Annotated in this window: 18 protein-coding genes; 12 read left to right on the forward strand and 6 right to left on the reverse strand. The window is 72.7% G+C overall.

Features of this window, described 5'->3' with window-relative positions; translation table 11 throughout:
- Positions 1-30: 30 nt before the first annotated feature.
- The 6 genes from O2W16_RS15115 to O2W16_RS15140 form a co-directional block, all read right to left on the reverse strand.
- Positions 31-987 carry a glycoside hydrolase family 88 protein gene (locus O2W16_RS15115; protein ID WP_269159634.1) on the reverse strand — a complete coding sequence of 319 codons (957 nt, stop codon included), beginning with the start codon at positions 985-987 and terminating at the stop codon, positions 31-33.
- A 13-nt stretch (positions 988-1,000) separates the two neighbouring features.
- A complete protein-coding gene (locus tag O2W16_RS15120) occupies positions 1,001-2,398 on the reverse strand; it encodes a GH1 family beta-glucosidase (protein WP_269159635.1) in 1,398 nt (465 codons plus the stop codon).
- A gap of 126 nt (positions 2,399-2,524) precedes the next feature.
- Complete coding sequence (locus tag O2W16_RS15125) at positions 2,525-3,622, reverse strand: ABC transporter ATP-binding protein (RefSeq protein WP_269159636.1); 1,098 nt, start codon at positions 3,620-3,622, stop codon at positions 2,525-2,527.
- 55 nt (positions 3,623-3,677) lie between these two features.
- Positions 3,678-4,589, reverse strand: a complete 912-nt coding sequence (locus tag O2W16_RS15130) for a carbohydrate ABC transporter permease (RefSeq protein ID WP_269159637.1) — start codon at positions 4,587-4,589, stop codon at positions 3,678-3,680.
- Between the two features lie 9 nt (positions 4,590-4,598).
- The gene (locus O2W16_RS15135; RefSeq protein ID WP_269159638.1) at positions 4,599-5,585 is read right to left on the reverse strand and encodes a carbohydrate ABC transporter permease; all 987 of its coding nucleotides are present in this window, start codon (positions 5,583-5,585) and stop codon (positions 4,599-4,601) included.
- A 158-nt stretch (positions 5,586-5,743) separates the two neighbouring features.
- Positions 5,744-7,075: an ABC transporter substrate-binding protein gene (locus O2W16_RS15140; RefSeq protein ID WP_269159639.1), complete on the reverse strand. Its 1,332-nt coding sequence runs from the start codon at positions 7,073-7,075 to the stop codon at positions 5,744-5,746.
- Positions 7,076-7,274: 199 nt separating this feature from the next.
- Between O2W16_RS15140 and O2W16_RS15145 the strand changes: the two genes are divergently transcribed.
- From O2W16_RS15145 to mnhG, 12 genes are all read left to right on the forward strand, one after another.
- On the forward strand, positions 7,275-8,303 hold the full coding sequence (locus O2W16_RS15145; RefSeq protein WP_269159640.1) for a LacI family DNA-binding transcriptional regulator: 1,029 nt from the start codon (positions 7,275-7,277) through the stop codon (positions 8,301-8,303).
- Positions 8,304-8,366: 63 nt separating this feature from the next.
- Positions 8,367-10,010 carry a circularly permuted type 2 ATP-grasp protein gene (locus tag O2W16_RS15150; RefSeq protein ID WP_269159641.1) on the forward strand — a complete coding sequence of 548 codons (1,644 nt, stop codon included), beginning with the start codon at positions 8,367-8,369 and terminating at the stop codon, positions 10,008-10,010.
- Positions 10,004-10,954: an alpha-E domain-containing protein gene (locus tag O2W16_RS15155; RefSeq protein WP_269159642.1), complete on the forward strand. Its 951-nt coding sequence runs from the start codon at positions 10,004-10,006 to the stop codon at positions 10,952-10,954. The genes O2W16_RS15150 and O2W16_RS15155 overlap by 7 nt, the downstream gene beginning before the upstream one ends.
- A gap of 5 nt (positions 10,955-10,959) precedes the next feature.
- A complete protein-coding gene (locus O2W16_RS15160) occupies positions 10,960-11,865 on the forward strand; it encodes a transglutaminase family protein (RefSeq protein ID WP_269159643.1) in 906 nt (301 codons plus the stop codon).
- Positions 11,866-11,933: 68 nt separating this feature from the next.
- Entirely contained in the window at positions 11,934-12,578 is a 645-nt protein-coding gene (locus O2W16_RS15165) for a dihydrofolate reductase family protein (RefSeq protein ID WP_269159644.1), read from the forward strand.
- 60 nt (positions 12,579-12,638) lie between these two features.
- Positions 12,639-14,489 (forward strand): ABC-F family ATP-binding cassette domain-containing protein, encoded by a 1,851-nt coding sequence (locus O2W16_RS15170; protein ID WP_269159645.1) that lies wholly within the window; start codon positions 12,639-12,641, stop codon positions 14,487-14,489.
- 174 nt (positions 14,490-14,663) lie between these two features.
- Positions 14,664-17,552, forward strand: a complete 2,889-nt coding sequence (locus O2W16_RS15175; RefSeq protein WP_269159646.1) for a Na+/H+ antiporter subunit A — start codon at positions 14,664-14,666, stop codon at positions 17,550-17,552.
- A complete protein-coding gene (locus O2W16_RS15180) occupies positions 17,549-18,076 on the forward strand; it encodes a Na(+)/H(+) antiporter subunit C (RefSeq protein WP_269159647.1) in 528 nt (175 codons plus the stop codon). The genes O2W16_RS15175 and O2W16_RS15180 overlap by 4 nt, the downstream gene beginning before the upstream one ends.
- Positions 18,073-19,830, forward strand: a complete 1,758-nt coding sequence (locus O2W16_RS15185; protein WP_269159648.1) for a Na+/H+ antiporter subunit D — start codon at positions 18,073-18,075, stop codon at positions 19,828-19,830. The genes O2W16_RS15180 and O2W16_RS15185 overlap by 4 nt, the downstream gene beginning before the upstream one ends.
- Positions 19,827-20,405, forward strand: coding sequence for a Na+/H+ antiporter subunit E (locus O2W16_RS15190; RefSeq protein WP_269159649.1), 579 nt, complete (start codon positions 19,827-19,829; stop codon positions 20,403-20,405). The genes O2W16_RS15185 and O2W16_RS15190 overlap by 4 nt, the downstream gene beginning before the upstream one ends.
- Positions 20,402-20,743 (forward strand): monovalent cation/H+ antiporter complex subunit F, encoded by a 342-nt coding sequence (locus O2W16_RS15195; RefSeq protein WP_269159650.1) that lies wholly within the window; start codon positions 20,402-20,404, stop codon positions 20,741-20,743. The genes O2W16_RS15190 and O2W16_RS15195 overlap by 4 nt, the downstream gene beginning before the upstream one ends.
- Positions 20,740-21,255: a monovalent cation/H(+) antiporter subunit G gene (gene mnhG, locus O2W16_RS15200; protein WP_269159651.1), complete on the forward strand. Its 516-nt coding sequence runs from the start codon at positions 20,740-20,742 to the stop codon at positions 21,253-21,255. Before O2W16_RS15195 ends, mnhG begins: the two co-directional genes overlap by 4 nt.
- The last annotated feature ends 13 nt before the right edge of the window (positions 21,256-21,268 follow it).

Raw genomic sequence — 21,268 nt, forward strand, 5'->3', positions numbered from 1 at the left:
TAAGCCGCCGCGACCGGCCTGTCTTCCCCGTCAGGGTGACCGGCCGGTGCGCCGGCGCCGGTCGGCCGCGTCGGCCAGCAGCAGGAAGGCCTGCGCCTCGGGGGAGTGGCCGGGCCGGTCGAAGTGCGGGGCAGCGCTCGCGCCGGTGACCCGGCCGAGCTCGTCGACCCGGTCGCAGACGGCGGCGAGCAGCGACTCCCCGAGGTCCCCGTACCGGGCGGGCAGCCAGCCCTCGGCCGCGCCGGTCAGCGCCGCGAACGCGAACATCGACGCGACGTTGGTGTCCGCCGGGGTGGCCGGGTCGTCGAGCACGTCGCCGAACAGGCCGTCCGGACGGCGCAGCGGCAGGACGGCGTCCAGCAGCGCGCGCACCTCACCGGCGACCGTGGTGCCGGCGGCCCCCGGCAGCCAGCGCACCGCCCGGGCTGCGCCGGCGGCGACCCAGCCGTTCCCGGTGCCCCAGGCGCGCGGGTCGGCGAACGCCCCGGCGTCCTCGTCCCAGCGGGCCGCCCACAGACCGGAGACCGGATCGCGCAGCCGGGCGCGGTGGCCGGCCAGTTGGGCGACCGCGGCCGCGCCGTCGCCGCGGCAGGCGAGGAACGGCACCACCATGTGGACGGTGTCGGCCCACACCTGGCGGCTGCCGACCAGGTGGAACAGCGTCCCGTCTGCCGCCCGCGGTGCACCGGCACGCAGCCAGCCGTGCTGGCGGGCGGCGGCCGCGGCCAGCGCCGGGTCGCCGAGCCGGTGGGCCAGGGAGTCCACGAACTCACCGAGCGCCGCGCCGTTCACCGCGCAGGCCGGGTCCAGCTCGGCCAGCCGGCCGTCGGGCAGCTGGCGGGCCACCGCGTCGTCGACCAGCGCACGCAGCGCGACCGCCGCGCCCGAGTCGTCGAGCACGGCGGCCGTCAGCCCCTGGTCCCAGGAGTGCCGCTGGACCACGAGCAGGCAGCACAGCACCCGCTCGCGGACCTCGTCGGTCAGCACCGTCAGGTGCCGGTCACACGCCGTCCTTGGCGCTGCGGATGACGTCGGCGTAGGTGAGGGCGCTGTCCTTCGGCGTCCGCACCTGGGTGTCGTAGTCGACGTGCACCAGCCCGAAGCGCTGCGCGTACCCGCGGGCCCACTCGTAGTTGTCCAGCAGCGACCAGGCGAAGTAGCCGCGGACGTCGGCGCCGGCGTCGATCGCCTCGGTCATCGCCGCCAGGTGCCGCAGCAGGTAGTCCACCCGCTCGGGGTCGTGCACCTGACCGTCCGCGGAGACCTCGTCCGGCCAGGCCGAGCCGTTCTCGGTGATGAACATCGGCGTGCCCGGCGCGATCCCGGAGATCCGGGTGAGCAGCGCGGTGAACGCGTCCGGGGAGATGCCCCAGCCCATCGTGGTGGTCGGGCCCTCGGGCGCGAGGTCCTCGACCCGCTCGGCGCCGATGAAGGTCGGGTGCTTGCCGCTGGGCTCGCTGAGCCCGCGGACCGTGGACTCGAAGTAGTAGTTCACGCCCAGCCAGTCCACCGGCGTGGAGATGACCTCCAGGTCGCCGTCCTCGATCGGCAGCGGGGCGCCGGCGGCCGCCAGGTCGGCGACGACGTCGGCCGGGTACTCGCCGGTGGCGATGGGCACCAGGAACATCCGGTTCTGCTGCCCGTCGAGCCGGCGGGCAGCGTCGACGTCGGCGGGGGAGTCGGTCGCCGGCGACATCGGCGTGAAGTTCAGCGTGATGCCCAGGTGGTCGGCGCCCTTGTCGCGCATCACCTGGGTGGCCAGGCCGTGCCCGAGCAGCAGGTGGTGCACCGCGCGGGAGGCCTCGACCGGGTCCTGGTGGCCAGGGGCGTGCTGGCCGGCCATGTGGCCCAGCAGCGAGCTGCACATCGGCTCGTTCAGCGTCGACCAGTGCGGCACCCGGTCGCCCAGGGCGTCGTACACGATGCCGGCGTAGTCGGCGAAGCGCAGGGCGGTGTCCCGGTTCGTCCAGCCGCCCCGGTCCTGCAGCCCCTGCGGCAGGTCCCAGTGGTACAGCGTGAGCCACGGGGCGATGCCGGCCCCGAGCAACTCGTCGACCAGCCGGCGGTAGAAGTCCAGGCCGCGCTGCTCGATCGCACCGGCCCCGGTGGGGAGCACCCGGGACCAGGAGACGGAGAACCGGTAGGCGTCCAGGCCCAGGTCCTTCATCAGCGCGACGTCGGCCGGGTAGCGGACGTAGTGCTCGACGGCGACGTCGCCGGTGTCGCCCTGGAACGTCTTGCCGGGGGTGTGGCTGAAGGTGTCCCAGATCGACGGCCCGCGGCCGTCGACGTCCACCGCACCCTCGATCTGGTAGGCGGCGGTGGCGGCGCCGAAGACGAAGCCGGGCGGGAAGGTCAGCCCGGCAGCGGTCTGCGGGCGCACGTCGGTGGAGGTCATGACAGGTGTGCTCCTTGCGAGGACGTGGGGGACCGCACGGCGAGGTCAGGCCGTGCGGGAGACGTCGTGGTGGCCCCCTGCAGGGGCCCGCCGCGAGCGTGCGAAGGGTGGGGGCAGGGGGCTTCTTCAGTCGACCCGTTGCTGGGTCTGGGCGTCGAACACGTGCACGGCACCCCGGTCCGTGCTCAGCCAGAGCTGCTGTCCGGTGGTGACGCCCGACCGTGGCTCGGTGCGCACCACGAGGTCGGCGGAGTGCAGGACGTCGTCCGGGGCGTCGGCCAGCGAGGTGTAGAGGAAGGCGTCCGAGCCCAGCTGCTCCACCACGTCGACCCGCACCGGCAGGCCCTCGCCGGGGCCGGCCAGGCGCACGGCCTCGGGGCGGAACCCGACGGTCACCTTCCCGTTGCTCGCGGCGGCCCGGGTCAGCTGGTCCCGGGGCACCGGCAGCACCGCGCTGCCGACCTGGACGCCGCCGTCCACGGCGTCCCCGGTGACCAGGTTCATCGCCGGCGAGCCGATGAAGCCGGCGACGAACACGTTGGCCGGCCGGTCGTACAGCTCACCGGGGGTGTCGCACTGCTGCAGGACGCCGTCCTTGAGCACCGCGACCCGGTCGCCCATGGTCATCGCCTCGACCTGGTCGTGGGTGACGTAGACGGTGGTGGTGCCCAGCCGGCGCTGCAGGGCCGCGATCTGGGTGCGGGTCTGCACCCGCAGCTTGGCGTCGAGGTTGGACAACGGCTCGTCCATCAGGAAGACCTGCGGGTTGCGGACGATCGCCCGGCCCATGGCCACCCGCTGGCGCTGGCCACCGGAGAGGGCCTTGGGGCGGCGGGCCAGGTAGGGCTCCAGGTCCAGGATCTTCGCCGCCTCGCGCACCCGGGTGGCCCGCTCGTCCTTGCCGATGCCGGCGAGCTTGAGCGCGAAGCCCATGTTCTCCTCCACCGTCATGTGCGGGTAGAGGGCGTAGTTCTGGAACACCATCGCGATGTCCCGCTCCTTGGGCGGGGAGTCGGTGACGTCCCGGTCGCCGATCACGATCGACCCGGTGTCGACCTCCTCCAGCCCGGCGAGCATCCGCAGCGAGGTGGACTTGCCGCACCCGGAGGGTCCGACCAGGACCAGGAACTCGCCGTCGGCGATCTCCAGGTCCAGGGCGTCGACCGCCGGCCGTTCGGCCTTGGGGTAGATCCGGCTGGCCTGCTGGAAGGACACGGTGGCCATGGTCAGGCACCTCTCGGGAGGGGGGAGGAAGGGGAGGACGGAGCTGTACCGCGGGTCATCCCTTCACCGCGCCCTGCATGATGCCGCCGACGATCTGCTTGCCCAGGATCGTGAAGACGATCAGGACGGGCAGGGTGCCCAGCAGCGTCCCGGCCATGATCACCGAGCGCTGCGGCACGTAACCCGAGCCGAGTCCGGCCAGGGCCACCTGCACCGTCGGGTTGGCGGTGGTCAGCGCGATGAGCGGCCAGAAGAACTCGTTCCAGGCGGTGAGGAACGTGAGCATCGCCAGCACCGCCATCGCCGGCCGGGCGACCGGGACGACGATCGACCAGAAGATCCGGAAGGTCGAGGCGCCGTCGACCCGGCCGGCCTCCAGCAGCTCGTTGGGCAGCGCGGAGATCAGGTACTGCCGCATGAAGAAGACGCCGAAGGCGCTGACCAGCGTGGGCAGGATGACCGCCTGCAGCTGGTTCACCCACTGCAGCTCGGCGATCATCATGAACAGCGGGATCACCGCCAGCTGGGTCGGCACCATCATCGTGCCGATGACCAGGCCCAGGAGCACGCCCTTGCCGCGGAACTGGAGCTTGGCGAAGGCGAACCCGGCCAGCGTGCAGAAGAGCACGGTGCCGACGGTGATGCTGCCGGCGACCAGGACCGAGTTGAGGATCGCCTTGCCGATCGGCGCCTGCTCGAGGGCCGCCTGGAAGTTGTCGAACAGGCTGGCGTTGGGCAGGAACGGCGGCGGGGTCGCGGCGATCTCGGCGTTGGTGTGCGAGCCCGCCACCAGGGTCCAGTAGAGCGGGAAGATCGACACCAGCGCCACCAGGGTCAGCAGCGTGTAGGTGACCGGGCCGGGCTTGCCGGCCTTGCTGCCGCCACGGCGGCCGCGGCGGCGGACCGCGGGGGCCGCCGGGGGTGCGTGCCGGCCGGTCTCGGTGACGGGGGGAGCGAGGGTCGCCATGCCGGTCTCCTACCGGTCTGCCCGGTTGCGGAGGCGGCCGATGACGGCGTTGACCCCCACGATCACCAGGATGATCATGAACATGGCCCAGGCCGTGGTGGCTGCCTGACCGATGTGGAAGTTGCTCCAGCCCTGCTGGTACATCAGCAGGCCGAGCGTCTGGTACTGCCCCGAGGCGCCGCCGGAGGTGGTGCCGTTGCCGGCGAACAGCAGCGGCTCACCGAACAGCTGGACGGCGCCGATGGTCGAGACCACGATCGTGAACAGGATCGTCGGGCGCAGCGACGGGATCGTGACGTGCAGGAACTGCTTCCACTTGCTCGCGCCGTCGATCTCCGCGGCCTCGTACAGCTCACCGGGGATCGACTGCATCGCGGCCAGGTAGATCAGTGCGTTGTAGCCGGTCCAGCGCCAGGTGACGATCACCGCGATGGCGACCTGGCTGCTCACCGTCCCGGCTTCCCAGTCGATCGCCTGCAGGCCGACGGCCTCCAGTGCGGTGTTGATCAGGCCGTAGTCGCGGCCGAAGAGCTGGGAGAAGACGAGCGTCGCTGCGGCGATGCTGGTCGCGTAGGGCATCAGCATCACGGTGCGGAAGAAGGTGCGGCCGCGGAGCTTGTAGTTCAGCAGGTGCGCCAGCCCCAGGGCCATGCACAGCTGCGGCACCGTGGCCAGGATCCCGATGGTGAGGGTGTTGCGGGCGGCGTTCCAGAAGAACTCGCTCTGCAGCAGGTCGCGGTAGTTCTCCAGGCCGACCCAGGTGCCGCCGTTGATGTTCGACAGGCTCGTCTCGTGCAGCGAGACCCAGGCGGTGTACATGAACGGGTAGAGGCTGAACGCCGCGAAGACCAGGAAGAACGGTGCGACGTAGGCGTAGCCCCAGCGGTTGCGGGTCAGCTGCCGGCGCTTGCGCGGGCGGGCGGGGGACGTGGCGGCGGGGGCCGGTGGTGGTGCGGCGATCGCCGCTTCCCGGACGGTGCCACTCGCGATGGTCATGCAGTGTCCTCGACGGTGTGGGTGGGCGCGGATCGGGCCGGGCGGGTCCCGGGGGCGCGAGCGGGCCGGGACGGCGGGGGCCGGTGCAGGTGCCCGGGAGCGGGTGACGCTCCCGGGCACCGCGTCCGGTCGGCGGTGCGCTGTGCTGAGCCGCAGGCTCAGCCGCCGGTTGCCTGCTGCGCGGCCTTCAGTGCGTTGTCCCAGCCCTCGTCGGGGTCCGCACCGCCGGAGGCGATGTCGGTCAGCGCCGTGGTGAACGCCTCCTGGATCTGGGTGTCGTACGGGCCGATCGGGGTGCGCTGGATGTTCGCGGCCGACTCACCGAAGATCTCGCCGGTCGGGGCGTTGTTGAAGTACTCGTTGGTCGCACCGACGACCTCGGGGTCCTCCGCCGCCTGCGGGCTGGAGGGGAAGTGCGCCGCGCGGGTGAACATCTTCACCTGCTGCTCCGGAGCCGTCAGCCACTCGACGAGGTCCTTGGCCGCCTCGGCGTTCGGGCCGTCCTCCGGGACGGCGAGGAAGGAGCCGCCCCAGTTGCTGGCGCTCTCGTCGGCGCCGGGCAGCGGGGCGATGTCCCAGAGGCCGGCCCCGGTCTCACCCATCTGGGAGTTGATGTACCCGAGCATCCACGCCGGGCAGGCGATCGTGGCGAACGCACCGTTGGAGAAGGCGGCGTTCCACTCGTCACCGAACTGGCTGAGGTTGGCGGTCAGCCCCTCGTCGGCGGCCTGGCTGGCGTAGTCCCACGCCTGCTGCACGCCGTCGCTCTCGGCCGGGATCGGGTTGCCCTCCTCGTCGTTGTAGGCCAGGTCGCCCTGGTACACCGAGGAGGAGAAGATGCTGGCCGGGCTGTCGACGAACGCGCTGTCGGCGGGCTTGGTCGGGGAGGCCATGTACTGCTCGGCGACCTCGATGTAGGCGTCCCAGGTCGGCCAGAGCTCGGCGACCTCGGCCCGGTCGGTGGGCAGGCCGGCCTGCTCGAAGAGGTCCTTGCGGTAGCACATGGCCTGCGGGCCGATGTCGGTGCCGAGGGCGATCGTCTCACCGTCGGAGGTGGAGGCCTGGCCCCACTTCCAGTCGTAGAAGTTGCCCTCCAGCTCGTCGGCGTTCTCCTCCGCGGCGAAGTCGACGAAGGCGTCGGCGTGGTTGCGCACCACGTCGGCGATGAAGCCGATCTCCAGGGCCTGGACGTCGTCCAGCCCGGAGTTGGCGGCCAGCCGGGTCTGCAGCGACTTGTAGTACGCGGCGGACTGGGCGACGTTGTTCTGCTTGATCGTGACGTTCGGGTGGAGCTCCATGTACTCGTCGTAGAGCCCCGCGTTGTCCAGGTCCATCGTGCCGAACGTGCCGACGGTCAGGGTCACCGGAGCGTCGGGGTCGTAGTCGGCGGCGTCGGCGCTGGCGTCGTCGGAACCGCCACAGCCGGCGGTCAGCAGGACCGCGGCCAGGGCAGCTCCCCACGCCGCCCTGCTCTTCGTGGAATGGAACATCTGACCTCCTGGGTCGGCCCGGGACGCGTGCTCCGCTGCATCGTCCACCGGGTGCGTGAGAACGCTCTCACGGCCGTGGCGATCAGAGTGGTCTGGGCCACACGAGGCTGTCAAGTAACGGGTGGGTAACGGCTGGGGTCTGTGCGGGAGCGCTCTCACAGTGGCACGATGGCGACCACCCCCGGAGCACTGGAGACCCATGACCGACATCAGCACGCGGCCGGCGTCGCCGACGCTGGACGAGGTCGCCGTGCTCGCGGGCGTGTCCCGCGCCACGGTCTCGCGGGTGGTCAACGACTCCCCGCGGGTGAGCCCGGAGGCCCGGGCGGCGGTGCACTCGGCGATCGCCGAGCTGCGGTACGTGCCCAACCGGATGGCCCGCAGCCTGGTCACCCGGCGCACCGACACCATCGCGCTGGTCCTCAACGAGCCGAACACCCAGGTCTTCTCCGACCCGTTCTTCGCCAGCATCGTGCGCGGCGTCTCCGCGACCCTCGCCGACACCGACCTCAACCTGGTGCTGCTGACCGCCCAGGACGAGCGGGAGCAGCAGAAGATCGGCCGGTACGCGCGCCAGGGCCACGTCGACGGCGTGATCCTGATGTCGGTGCACAGCAACGACCCGCTGCCCGACATCCTCGCCGATGCCGGCATGCCCCTGGTCATGTGCGGGCGGCCCTTCGACGACCGGGCGGTCGCCTACGTCGACGCCGACAACCGCGGCGGCGCCGAGGCGGCCACCGCCCACCTGATCGCCACGGGCCACAGCCGGATCGCCACGATCACCGGGCCGCTGGACATGATCGCCGGGGTCGACCGGCTCGCCGGCCACCGCGCCGCGCTCACCGCCGCCGGGCGGCAGGTGCACCCGGAACTGGAGGCGGAGGGCGACTTCACCGAGGTCGGGGGCGCCCGCGCGATGGAGTCGCTGCTGGCCCGCGACCCCGAACTCGACGCGGTCTTCGTGGCCTCGGACCCCATGGCGGTGGGTGCGCTGCGCGCGCTGCGCGCCGCCGGCCGGCGGGTCCCCGAGGACGTCGCCGTGGTCGGCTTCGACGACGCCGCCGTCGCCGCCCGGTGCGACCCGCCGCTGACCACGATCGCGCAGCCGCTGACCGACATGACACCGCTGCTCACCGAGCTGCTGCTGCGCCAGATCGAGGGCGTGGGCGAGCCGGCGGAGTCCCGGGTGTGCCACACGTCGCTCGTCCGGCGCGCCTCGGCCTGAGGGAGGACCGGCACCTCCGGGCGTCGAAACGCGTGGGACACACGCCCTGTCTAGGTTCGTCCCATGGCGGACCTGTTCGACGGCTACCCGCTCGGGGAGCAGTGGGACGAGATGTTCTCGGCCCCCGGCCAGCCCCGCGCTCCCTACACCGGCCTGTTCAGCTCGCTGCAGCCGATGTCGGGGGAGGAGCTGGCCGCACGGGCCGACGTCCTCTCGCAGACCTACCGCGACGCCGGGGTGACCTTCGCCCACGCCGGGGAGGAGCAGCCCTTCCCGCTGGACATCGTGCCGCGGGTGATCGGCCACCAGGAGTGGTCGGTGATCGAGCGCGGGGTCACCCAGCGGGTGCGTGCCCTCGAGGCCTTCCTGGCCGACGTCTACGGCGCCGGCGAGGTCTTCACCGACCGGGTCGTGCCGCGCAGCGTGGTCACCACCAGCGCGCACTTCCACCGGGCCGCGCACGGGCTGGTCCCGCCCAACGGCGTCCGGGTGCACGTCAGCGGCATCGACCTGGTGCGCGACGAGGCCGGTGACTTCCGGGTGCTGGAGGACAACCTCCGGTCGCCCTCCGGGGTCAGCTACGTGATCACCAACCGGGCGGCGATGACCTCGGTGCTGCCGGAGCTGTTCGGCGACCACCGGATACAGCCGGTCGCGGAGTACCCGGGCCGGCTGCTCGCCGCGCTCAAGGCGTCGGCGCCGTCCGGGGTCGGCGACCCCACCGTGGTGCTGCTGACCCCCGGCGTCTACAACTCCGCCTACTTCGAGCACGCGCTGCTCGCCCGGCAGATGGGCGTCGAGCTGGTCGAGGGCCGCGACCTGGTCTGCTCCGGCGGTCAGGTCAGCATGCGGACGACGGACGGCCAGCAGCGGGTCGACGTCATCTACCGTCGGATCGACGACGAGTTCCTGGACCCGGTGCACTTCCGCTCCGACTCGGTGATCGGCTGCGCCGGCGTGCTCAACGCCGCCCGCGCCGGCCGGGTGACGATCGCCAACGCGGTGGGCAACGGGGTCGCCGACGACAAGCTGCTCTACACCTGGGTGCCCGACCTCATCCGGTACTACCTCGGGGAGGAGCCGGTGCTCGCCAACGCCGAGACCCACCGGCTCGACGACCCGGACACCGTCGAGTGGGTGCTCGCCTCCCTCGACCAGCTGGTGCTCAAGCCGGTCGACGGCTCCGGTGGCAAGGGCATCGTGATCGGGCCCCGGGCCGACGAGCAGACGCTGGCGGAGCTCGCGGTCAAGGTGCGCAGCAGCCCGCGGGACTGGATCGCACAGAAGCCGATCGGCCTCTCGACGTCCCCGACGCTGATCAACGGCCGGATCGCCCCGCGGCACGTGGACCTCCGGCCGTTCGCGGTCAACGACGGCACCGACGTCTGGGTGCTGCCCGGCGGGCTGACCCGGGTGGCGTTGCCCGAGGGGGAGCTGGTGGTCAACTCCAGCCAGGGCGGGGGCTCGAAGGACACCTGGGTGATCACCCCGCCGCGGCCGTCGGTCGAGCCGGCTCCCGAGCACGACGTGACCCGGATCGAGTTCACCACCGAGGACCTGCCCGTCGATCCGCCCGCCCAGGACCCCGGGCCGCCCAACGAGGACGCCCTCGCCCAGTCCCAACAACAACAGCAGGCGGTGACCACCACCAAAATGGCCATTTTGGCGGAACGGGACGGCGGGGGACGGGGGGGTGCGCGGTGCTGAGCCGGATCGCGGAGTCGCTGTTCTGGATCGGCCGCTACGTCGAGCGCGCCGACGACACCGCCCGGATCCTCGACGTGCACACCCAGCGGCTGGTCGAGGACCCGTGGATCGACGAGCAGAAGGCCTGCGCCAACCTGCTGGCGCTGATGGGGGTGCCCTGCCCGCCCGAGGAGGCCGACACCGAGCGGGTGCTGGCCACCCTGGCCTTCGACCGGGCCAGCCCGAGCTCGATCACCGGGGCGCTGTCGGCCGCCCGGGAGAACGCGCGCGGCGCGCGTGAGGTGCTCTCGGCGGAGATCTGGGAGTCGCTCAACGTCACCCACAACGCCCTGCCCCAGCAGCGCACCATGGCCCGCCGGTACGGCCCGCACTCGATGTTCCGGTTCGTCCGGGAGCGCTCGGCGATGGTCTTCGGCCTGGCCGACGCCACGATGAGCCGCGACGAGGGCTGGCTGTTCCTCGTCCTGGGCCGATCGCTGGAGCGGGTCGACATGACCGCCCGGATGCTGTCCACCCGGGTGCTGGCCGGTGACGCCGCGCCGTCCTGGACCCTCGTGCTGCGCTCGACCGGCGCCTACGAGCCCTACCTGCGCACCTACCGGGGCGCGGTGAACTCCAGCCGCGCGGCGGAGTTCCTGCTGCTGGACCGGCTCTTCCCGCGCTCGGTGTTCGCCTCGCTGGAACGGGCGGAGGGGTGCCTGGCCGAGCTGGAGCGGGTGAACGTGCGCGAGGGCCACCGGATCGGCGTCGCCGGCGAGGCGCACCGGATCGTCGGCCGCGCCCGGACCATGCTGGAGTTCATGCAGACCGACGAGATCCTGGCGCGGCTGCCGGCCCGGCTCGACGAGCTGCAGCGCACCTGCTCGGCGGCCAGCGAGGCGGTCACGAACCGGTTCTTCACCGAGCAGGCACCGCAGGTCTGGGTGCCGGAAGGCGTGGGGTGAGCACGGTGCCGCAGCGCCAGAGCCAGTCGCAGTCGCAGGTGCAGTCCGGCCCGGTGCGGGTCCCGGGGGACCGGTGGCGGCTGCAGGTCGTGCATCGCAGCGCGTTCCGCTACGGCGGGCCGGTCCGCTCCTCCTACAACGAGGCGCGGATGACCCCGGAGAACAGCAGCCGGCAGACCACGCTGCGCTCCCGCGTGGAGATCGAGCCGCTGGCCACGGTGCACGCCTACCGCGACTACTGGGGGGCGACGGTCACCGCCTTCGACACCCACGGCCCGCACACCGAGCTCGTCGTGCAGGCCACCTCGGAGGTGGAGGCCGGGCCGGAGCCGCACGTCCCGGACGCGGTCGACTGGGCCGACCTCGCCACCGCGGACCTGCGCGACCGGTACGGGGAGATGCTGCGCCCCACCCCGCTGACCGCGATGGACGACCCGGTGGTCGCCGAGGTCCGGGCCGCCGTCGGGGACGCCGGGCCGCGCGAGGCCGCGCAGCTGGTCTGCGACTTCGTGCACGAGCACATGGCGTACCTGACCGGCTCGACCAACGTGAAGACCAACGCGATGCAGGCGTGGACGCACCGCAAGGGCGTCTGCCAGGACATCTCGCACGTCTCCGTCGGCCTGCTCCGCGCCCTGGGCCTGCCCGCCCGGTACGTCTCCGGGTACCTGCACCCCCAGCCCGCAGCGGAGATCGGTCAGTCGGTCACCGGCGAGAGCCACGCCTGGGTGGAGTGGTGGGACGGCGGGTGGTCCGGCTACGACCCGACGAACTCGGTGGAGATCGGACCCCGGCACGTCACCCTGGCCCGGGGGCGCGACTACTCCGACGTCCCGCCGCTCAAGGGCATCTTCTCCGGCCCCCGGAGCGAGGGCTCGAGCGTGACCGTGGAGGTCACCCGCCTCGCCTGAGCGGGCGGCGATGAGTCCTGCCGTCGTCGGCGGTCTCTCCTGACGACACCCACGTCGGAGGAGTTCACGTGCAGCAGCTGCTCAGGGTCCACAACGTCATGCTGTCCCGTGACGGCTTCGGTGCAGGGGAGCACCAGAGCCTGGAGCGGCCGTTCGGCCACGCCGACCCGGCGGTGCTGGGTGCCTGGGCCTTCGCCACCGCGAGCTGGCCCAACCGCACCGAGCCCGGCGGCACGCGCGGCCTGGACGACCTCTTCATGCGTGAGTTCGGGCGCAACATCGGCGCCGAGATCATGGGCCGCAACAAGTTCGGGCCCCAGCGCGGACCATGGCGCGATCACGAGTGGCGGGGCTGGTGGGGGGACGAGCCGCCGTTCCACACGCCGGTGTTCGTGCTGACCCACCACCCGCGGCCCTCGTTCTCGCTGTCGGACACGACGTTCCACTTCGTCGGCGGCGAGCCGGCCGCGGTCCTCGAGCAGGCGAAGGAGGCGGCCGACGGCCGTGACGTCCGGCTCGGCGGGGGAGCCACCACCATCCGGCAGTTCCTGGACGCCGACCTGGTGGACACCCTCCACGTGGCGGTGTCCCCGGTGGAGCTCGGTGCCGGTTCCCGGCTGTGGACGTCGCCCGACGAGCTGTGCGACCGGTTCCACCTGGAGGTCGTGCCCAGCCCGAGCGGGGTGACCCACCACCTGTTCTGGCGGCGCTGACGGCCCGGCGGTCCCGGGCTGGCGGGAGCCGGCCCGGCGGACCTGGGATGCTGGGTGGTGATGAGCGCACCCCTGAACCTGGTCAACCTCGAACGGGTGCACAAGGCACACGGCACGACGGTCATCCTCGACGACGTCTCCCTCGGGGTCGCGGCCGGTGAGCGGATCGGCGTGGTCGGCCGCAACGGCGGGGGCAAGTCCACCCTGCTCGGCGTCCTCACCGGCACCCAGGAGCCCGACTCCGGCCGGGTCACCCGCCGCAGCGACCTGGCGATGGGCGTCCTCGACCAGACCGGCACGCTCCCGCCCGGGACGACGGTGCGCGACGTCGTGCTCCCGCCCTCCCGGTTCGCCGCCGAGCACGAGTGGGCCGGTGACGCCGCCGTCCGCTCGGTGCTCACCGGCCTGGAGCTGGACCGGATCGGGCTGGACTCCCCGGTCGCCCCGATGTCCGGCGGTGAGCGGCGCCGGGTCGCGCTGGCCGCCCAGCTGATCCGCCCGCTGGACCTGCTCGTGCTCGACGAGCCGACCAACCACCTCGACGTGGAGGGCGTCGCCTGGCTGGCGGAGTACGTGAAGGCCCGCACCGGTGGCCTGATCGTCGTCACCCACGACCGCTGGTTCCTCGACGAGGTCTCCACCACCACGTGGGAGGTCGCCGACGGCAGCGTGCACGCCTACGAGGGCGGCTACTCGGCCTACACGCTGGCCCGCGCCGAGCGGTCCCGGATCGCCAACGTGACCGAGGAGCGCCGGCTCAACCTGGTGCGCAAGGAACTGGCCTGGCTGCGCCGGGGCCCGCCGGCCCGCACCAGCAAGCCGAAGTTCCGGATCGAGGCGGCCCAGGCGCTGATCGCCGACGAGCCGCCCGCCCGCGACACCATGGCGCTGGCCGGCTTCGCAGCCCGGCGGCTGGGCAAGACGGTCTACGACGTCGAGGACGTCACCTACACGGTGCGCGGCCGCGGTGACGACGCCGAGGACCCCGCGGGTCCGGCCGACCCGGGCGGGCCGCGGGAGCGCACGCTCTTCCACGACCTCACCTGGCACGTCGGCCCGGGCGACCGGATCGGCGTCGTCGGCGTCAACGGTGCGGGCAAGACCTCGCTGCTCAAGCTGCTCGTGGGCGAGGCGCAGCCCGACGCCGGGCGCGTCGTCGTCGGCCAGACGGTGTCGGCGGCGTACCTGTCCCAGCACGTCACCGAGCTGGACCCCCGGCAGCGGGTGCTGGAGGCGGTGCAGGACGTCGCCCGGATCGCCAAGATCGGCAACCAGGAGATCTCCGCGTCCACGTTGGCCGAGCGGTTCGGGTTCGCCGCCAACCGGCAGTGGACGCCGGTGGGCGACCTCTCCGGGGGTGAGCGGCGCCGGCTGCAACTGCTGCGGCTGCTGATGGCCGAGCCCAACGTGCTGCTGCTCGACGAGCCGACCAACGACCTGGACATCGACACGCTCACCGCGCTGGAGGACCTGCTCGACAGCTTCCCCGGCACCGTGCTGGTGGTCAGCCACGACCGGTACTTCGTCGACCGGGTCTGCGACTCGGTGGTCGCGCTGATGGGCGACGGGTCGCTGGCCGCGCTGCCCGGCGGGGTGGAGGAGTACCTGCGGCGCCGCGCCGCCGGGGAGGCCGCGCTGCCGGGGTCGGGTGCTGCGGCGCCGGTCGGGAGCACCCCGGCACCCGCGCACAGCGCCGCCGATGCCCGGGCCGCCCGCAAGGAGGCCTCCCGGCTGGAGCGCCGGATGCTCAAGCTGGACGCCGACGAGAAGAAGCTGCACGAGCAGCTCGCCGCAGCGGCCACCGACTACGGCCGGGCGGCCGAGCTCGACGCCCAGCTCAAGGCGCTGCAGGCGGAGAAGGAACAGGTCGAGACCGACTGGCTGGCCGCGGCGGAGGTCGCCGACGCCTGACCGGGCACCACCTCCCGGGCCCCGCCATGAGACAGCTCACGGCGGGCCCCGGAGGTGGCCGTTCGACTCGCCGCGACCGGCGGCGCCCAGGAGGATGGGGCACAACGCTCGAACGCGCTGATCGACGGGCGTGCTCGCTGCCCGCCTGCCTGAGAACCGACCGGAAGGGACCCGTTGGGCCTGCTGCTCCTGCTCCACCTCCTCGCCGCGGTCGGAGCTCCGCTGCTCGTGCGGTGGTGGGGACGACAGGCGTTCCTGGCCCTCGCCCTGGTCCCGGCCGCCGCGTTCGGGTGGGCGCTGACCCAGCTGGGCACCGTCGTCGGTGGGGGAGACGTCCGGGAGACGTTCACCTGGATCCCGGCGCTGGACCTGCAGTTCGCCCTGCGGCTGGACGCCCTGGCGCTGACCTTCGCCGCCCTGGTCACCGGGGTCGGCGCGCTCGTGCTCGTCTACTGCGCGCGCTACTTCGAGCCCGACGAGGAGGGCGTCGGCCGGTTCGCCGGCGTCATGACCGCCTTCGCCGGTTCCATGCTCGGCCTGGTGCTGGCCGACGACGTGCTGCTGCTCTACGTCTTCTGGGAGCTCACCACCGTCTTCTCGTTCCTGCTGATCGGCGGCTCGGGGGCGAAGCTGGCCGGACGGCGGGCGGCCAGCCAGGCGCTGCTGCTCACCACCGCCGGCGGCCTGGCGATGCTCGTCGGGCTGCTGATGATCTCCTCGGCCAGCGGCAGCCGCCTGCTGTCGGAGATCGTCGCCGACCCGGGCAGCGGCACGGTGATGGTGGCCGGCACGATGCTCGTCCTGGCCGGTGCGGTCACCAAGTCGGCGATGGTGCCCTTCCACTTCTGGCTGCCGGCCGCGATGGAGGCGCCGACCCCGGTCAGCGCCTACCTGCACGCCGCGGCGATGGTGAAGGCCGGCATCTACCTGGTCGCGCGGCTGGCACCCGGTCTGGCCGACGTCCCCGGCTGGCGGCCGGTCGTGCTCGGGCTCGGTGTGGCCACCATGCTGATCGGCGGCTGGCGCGCCCTGCGGCAGAACGACCTCAAGCTCCTGCTGGCCTTCAGCACGGTCAGCCAGCTGGGCTTCCTGATCACCATGGTCGGCGCCGGCAGCCAGGAGCTGGCCGCGGCCGGCCTGGCGATGACCATCGCGCACGCGCTGAGCAAGTCGACGTTGTTCCTCTCCGTCGGGGTGATCGACCACGCGACCGGGGTGCGTGACCTGCGGTTGCTCTCCGGCCTCGGACGGCGGATGCCCGTCCTGGCCGGCATCGCCACGCTGGCCGCCGCGAGCCTGGTCGGGTTGCCCCCGTTCCTGGGCTTCGTGGGCAAGGAGGCGGCGTTCACCGCACTGTGGGAGGGCGGGCTGCCCGACCGGGTCAGCGCCGTCGTCGTCCTGGTCGGCCTGGTGCTGGGGTCGGTGTTCACCGCGGCGTACTGCGCCCGGTACCTGTGGGGGGCGTTCGCGCGGAAGCCGGGCCTGCCGGAGACCGCGCCCGCCGAGCTGGAACACCACCCCGGACCGCTGTTCCTCGCCGCACCCGCCGTCCTCGCGCTCGCCGGCCTCGTGGCCGGCCCGGCCAGCCCGGTGCTGGACCACCTGGTGGCCGCCTACGCCGAGACCCTGACGCTGATCGCCCCGGAGGCCGAGCACCTCGCGCTCTGGCACGGCCTCCAGCCGGCGCTCGCACTGTCCGCGGTCACCCTGCTCGGTGGCGCTGCGCTGTTCGCGTTCCGGACACGGTTCATGCGGTTGCAGCACCGGCTCGCCGTGGGCGCGTCCGCCGACGAGGGCTACTGGAACACCCTGCAGGCCCTGGACCGGCTCGCCGTCCTGGTCACCGGGACGACGCAGCGGGGGTCGCTGCCGGCCTACCTGGGCACCATCCTCGTCGTCGTCGTGGCGCTGCCCGGGTCGGTGCTGCTCCTCCAGGCGCCCTGGCCGCAGGAGTGGCGGGCCTGGGACACGCCCCTGCAAGCCCTGGTCGGTGCGGTGGTGGTCACCGCCGCGATCGTGGCGATCCCGTTGCAGCAGCGGCTGTCCGCGGTGCTCGTGGTCGGCGTGACCGGCTACGGCCTCGCCCTGCTCTTCGTGCTGCACGGCGCCCCGGACCTGGCGCTGACCCAGTTCCTGGTCGAGACGCTGAGCCTGGTGGTCTTCGTGCTGGTGCTCCGCAAGCTCCCCGCGGACATCAGCGAGCGGCACCGCCCCGCCGAGCGCACCGGCCGGGCGGCGCTGGCCGTCTGCGTCGGACTGCTCATGGCCGGTGTCGGCGCCGCGGCGCTGGGCGCGCGCACGGCCACCCCGGTCTCCACCGACATCCCCGAGCTCGCACTGGAGGAGGGGCACGGGGAGAACGTCGTCAACGTCATCCTGGTCGACATCCGTGCCTGGGACACCCTCGGTGAGCTCTCCGTGCTGGTCGTGGCGGCCACCGGCGTGGCCAGCCTGGTCTTCCTCCGCAGCCGCACCGGTGGGGTGGACCGGCCGGACGAGGAGGACACCGCCGGGGACGACCCGGGCACGGCCCGGCGGGCGCCCAAGAGCCGGTGGCTCCCGGCGAGTTCGACGCTGGCGCCCCAGCGACGTTCGGTGGTGCTCGAGGTGGCCACCCGGTTCCTGTTCCACCCGATCGTCGTGTTCTCGCTCTTCCTGCTGTTCGCCGGGCACAACCAGCCCGGCGGCGGGTTCGCCGGGGGACTGGTGGCCGGGCTGGCCCTGGTGCTCCGCTACCTGGCCGGTGGCCGCTACGAGCTGGGCGAGGCGGCTCGGGTGTCCCCGGGCGTGCTGCTCGGCGGCGGTCTGCTGCTGGCCGGCGGCACCGGGCTGGCCAGCCTGCTGCTGGGTGGTGCGGTGCTCGAGTCCGCCTACTTCTCGGCCGAGGTGGCGGTGCTCGGCAGCGTGAGCCTGCCCACCGCGCTGTTCTTCGACATCGGCGTCTACCTCATCGTCGTCGGCCTGGTCCTGGACGTGCTGCGCAGCCTCGGTGCGGAGCAGGACCGCCAGGAGGACGAGGAGGACCCGATCACGGCCGATCCTGAGGAGGTGATCGCCCGATGACCCCCACCATCGTGCTGCCGGTCGTGATCGGTGGCCTCTACGCGGCGGGTGTCTACCTGCTGCTGGACCGCAGCCTCACCCGGGTGATCCTGGGCTTCATCCTGCTCGGCAACGCGACGAACCTGCTGCTGCTGTCCGCCAGTGGCCCGGCCGGGCTGGCTCCGCTGTTCGGGTACGCCGAGCCCGAGGAGATGAGCGACCCGCTGCCGCAGGCCCTGGTGCTCACCGCCATCGTCATCACCTTCGGCGTCACCGCGTTCCTGCTGGCGATGGTGCACCGGTCCTGGCGGCTGGTCCGGCAGGAGGTCATCGAGATCGACGAGGAGGACCGGCGGGTCGCGGCCCAGCAGGGCATGGACGCCGACGACATGGACCCCGACCAGCTCGCCGCGGAGGACCGTCCGGCCGGGAAGGGGAACACCCTGCACTCCGACGTCGAGGTCGAGGACCAGTTGGCGCACCGGTACGGCGAGTTCGCCTCCGACGATGTCACCCTGCCACCGACCCGGCGGGGCGAGCAGTGATCGGCGACCTCGCGCCGTTGCCGGTGCTGCTGCCGTTGCTCGGCGCCGCCGCCGCACTGCTGGTCGGCCGGCACCCGCGGATCCAACGCGCGGTCAGCATCGCGGTGCTGGCCGCGGTGGTGGGCGTGTCCGTCGCCCTGCTGCTCATCGCCGACGCCGAGGGGGCGGCTGCGGTCGCTGTGGGTGACTGGCCGGTCCCGGTGGCGATCATGCTGGTGGTCGACCGGCTCTCGGCGCTGATGCTGGTGGTGGCCAGCACCGTGGGCCTCGGCGTGCTCGTCTTCGCCGTGGGCCAGGGCACGGCCGACGGCGACGAGGAGACGCCGCTGTCGATCTTCCACCCGACGTTCCTCGTCCTGATGGCCGGTGTGAGCTACGCCTTCCTGGCCGGGGACCTGTTCAACCTCTACGTGGGCTTCGAGGTCCTGCTGACCTCCAGCTACGTCCTGCTCACCCTGGGGGGCTCCGCACCGCGGATCCGGGCCGGCATCACCTACGTCGTGGTGAGCCTGCTCAGCTCCTTGCTCTTCCTGGCATCGATCGCGCTGGTCTACGCCGCGACGGGCACGGTCAACCTGGCCCAGCTGGCCGGCCGGCTCGGCGAGCTCCCCGACGGCACCCAGCTGATGCTGCAGTCGCTGCTGCTGATCGCCTTCGGCATCAAGGCGGCGGTCTTCCCGCTGTCGGCCTGGTTGCCCGACAGCTACCCGACCGCGCCGGCCCCGGTCACCGCCGTGTTCGCCGGGCTGCTCACCAAGGTCGGCGTCTACGCCATCATCCGCACCCAGACCCTGCTGTTCCCCGGTGGTGCGCTCGACGACGTGCTGATGTGGGCCGCCCTGGCCACCATGCTGGTCGGCATCCTGGGCGCGGTGGCGCAGAGCGACATCCGGCGGATCCTGTCCTTCACGCTGGTCAGCCACATCGGGTACATGATCTTCGGGATTGCGCTGGCGACCACGGCCGGCCTGGCCGGTGCGATCTTCTACGTCGTCCACCACATCGCCATCCAGACGACCCTCTTCCTGGTCGCCGGGCTCATCGAGCGGCGGGGCGGCACCACGTCGACGGCCCGCCTCGGCGGGCTCGCCACGGCGTCCCCCTTGCTGGCCGTGCTCTTCTTCGTGCCGGCGATGAACCTGGCCGGCATCCCGCCGTTCTCCGGCTTCATCGGCAAGGTGGGGCTGCTGGACGCCGGGGTCGCCGTCGGCGGCTGGCAGGTGTACGTGCTGATCGGCGGCGCGGTCGTGACCAGCCTCCTCACCCTGGTGGCCATGTCGCGGGTCTGGACCCGGTCGTTCTGGCGGCCGCCGACGCAGGCTGCCTCGGCGGACACGGCCGCCGCCGCAGCCCAGGACGCCGGACCGGACGACGCCGAGGACGCCCCCGCGGGCGGCGACGAGCCGGCCGACGAGCCCCTGCCCGTGCCCGAGTCGCTGGCCGGTGGGGCGACCTCCACCACCACCGCCCGCCGGACCGGACGCCGTGGCGCCTGGCAGCGGCACGTCGCGGTGGCGACGGCGGATCCGGTCGGGGGAGAGGGGCAGCCGAGTGGCCGCGCGAAGGACTCCCGGCCGTCGACGCGCCCGCTGCCGGCGGTGATGATGGCGGCCACCACCACGATGGTGCTGCTGACCGTCGGCCTCACGGTGATCGCCGGACCGTTGTACGGGATGACCGAACGGGCCGCCGGTGACCTGCGGGAGCGGACGCCCTACATCGAGGCCGTCTACGGCGAGGAGGGGGACGGATGACCATCGACTCCCCGATCCGCCGGCTGCCGCTGCTGGTCTGGTTGGTCCTCATCTGGAACCTGCTCTGGGGCACCTGGTCCTGGGCGAACCTCATCACCGGGGTGCTGGTCGCCCTGGCGGTGACCGTCATCCTCCCGCTGCCTGCCGTCTCCGGTGGCGCCCGGCTGCACCCGGTGGCGGCGCTGTACTTCCTCGGTCACTTCCTGGTGAACCTGAGCGTCTCCAGCGCCCAGGTCGCCTGGCAGACGCTGCGCCCCAGCGGGATCCGGCAGAGCGCGGTCCTGCTGGTGCAGCTGCGCACCGACTCCGACCTGCTGCTCAGCATCATCTCGCAGACCCTCACGCTGGTGCCCGGGTCGATGGTGCTGGACCTGGACCGGCGGCGGATGAGCCTGGGCGTCCACGTGCTGGACGTCGGCAACGAGGACGACGTCGAGCGCCAGCGCGCGGAGGTGCTGGCGACCGAGCGACGGGTGGTGCGCGCCTTCGGGTCGGCGGAGGACATCGCCCGGCTGGACCAGGACCCACCCCAGGGGCGCGCCGCCGCCCCCGCCGACGCGGAGACCGTCCGATGACCGTGGTGGCGGTGCTGATCTACGGGATGCTGGGGCTCGGCGCCGTCCTGGCGATGGTGCGCCTGGCGCTGGGCCCCTCGCTGCTGGACCGGGTGGTGGCCACGGACTCCATCCTGGTCATCGTGGCGGTCGGTCTCGCGGTGCACGCGGCCCTGCAGCGGGACCCCACGGTCGTCCCGGTGCTCGTGGTCGTCGCCCTGCTGGTCTTCGTGGGCGCCATCTCCGTCGTGCGCTACGTCGGCGGCATGCTGCTGCGCACGGGGGCGGACGACGACGAACTGGGCGGCTCACCCGCGGCTGAGCAGGTCGATGGACGCGAACGTGGGGGGAGATCGTGAACGACTTCGACTCGGTGTCCGACTGGATCGCCGCAGCCTGCCTGCTCGCCGGCGCGTTCCTCTGCCTCACCGCCGGGGTCGGCCTGCTGCGTTTCCCCGACGTGCTGTCCCGGATGCACGCCGGCACCAAGCCGCAGGTCATGGGCGTCCTGCTGATCATGGTCGGAGCTGCGATCCGGCTCACCGACTGGTCGGTCACGTGGATGCTGCTGCTCGTCGCGGTGTTCCAGATGATCACCGCACCGGTCAACGCGCACATGGTCAGCCGGATCGCCTACCGGCGCCGGCACGTCGTTGCAGAGCAGCTGTTCGTCGACGAGCTCGGGGTGGCCCCCCGTGGCGGCGAGGTGCAGGCGGGGGAGCGTGGCCGGCGTGGCGATGAGCCCGCGGACGCGCCGGCCGGCCAGGGGTCGGAGACGCAGATCGGCGACGGCGACGGGCTGGACGACCAGTCCGTGGACGAGGCCGGCCCCGGGGCCGTGGACGAGCAGGCCCCGGGACCTCGCCGCTGAGCCGTCCGGGTGC

The sequence above is a fragment of the Modestobacter sp. VKM Ac-2984 genome, assembly GCF_026967985.1.
GTDB lineage: Bacteria > Actinomycetota > Actinomycetes > Mycobacteriales > Geodermatophilaceae > Modestobacter.

Excerpts from the sequence above, each read along its gene's own strand:
- O2W16_RS15120 (WP_269159635.1), bottom strand. The coding sequence starts at position 2,398 with ATGACCTCCACCGACGTGCGCCCGCAGACCGCTGCCGGGCTGACCTTC.
- O2W16_RS15125 (WP_269159636.1), bottom strand. The coding sequence starts at position 3,622 with ATGGCCACCGTGTCCTTCCAGCAGGCCAGCCGGATCTACCCCAAGGCC.
- O2W16_RS15130 (WP_269159637.1), bottom strand. The coding sequence starts at position 4,589 with ATGGCGACCCTCGCTCCCCCCGTCACCGAGACCGGCCGGCACGCACCC.
- O2W16_RS15135 (WP_269159638.1), bottom strand. The coding sequence starts at position 5,585 with ATGACCATCGCGAGTGGCACCGTCCGGGAAGCGGCGATCGCCGCACCA.
- O2W16_RS15140 (WP_269159639.1), bottom strand. The coding sequence starts at position 7,075 with ATGTTCCATTCCACGAAGAGCAGGGCGGCGTGGGGAGCTGCCCTGGCC.
- O2W16_RS15145 (WP_269159640.1), top strand. The coding sequence starts at position 7,275 with ATGACCGACATCAGCACGCGGCCGGCGTCGCCGACGCTGGACGAGGTC.
- O2W16_RS15150 (WP_269159641.1), top strand. The coding sequence starts at position 8,367 with ATGGCGGACCTGTTCGACGGCTACCCGCTCGGGGAGCAGTGGGACGAG.
- O2W16_RS15170 (WP_269159645.1), top strand. The coding sequence starts at position 12,639 with ATGAGCGCACCCCTGAACCTGGTCAACCTCGAACGGGTGCACAAGGCA.
- O2W16_RS15180 (WP_269159647.1), top strand. The coding sequence starts at position 17,549 with ATGACCCCCACCATCGTGCTGCCGGTCGTGATCGGTGGCCTCTACGCG.
- O2W16_RS15190 (WP_269159649.1), top strand. The coding sequence starts at position 19,827 with ATGACCATCGACTCCCCGATCCGCCGGCTGCCGCTGCTGGTCTGGTTG.
- O2W16_RS15195 (WP_269159650.1), top strand. The coding sequence starts at position 20,402 with ATGACCGTGGTGGCGGTGCTGATCTACGGGATGCTGGGGCTCGGCGCC.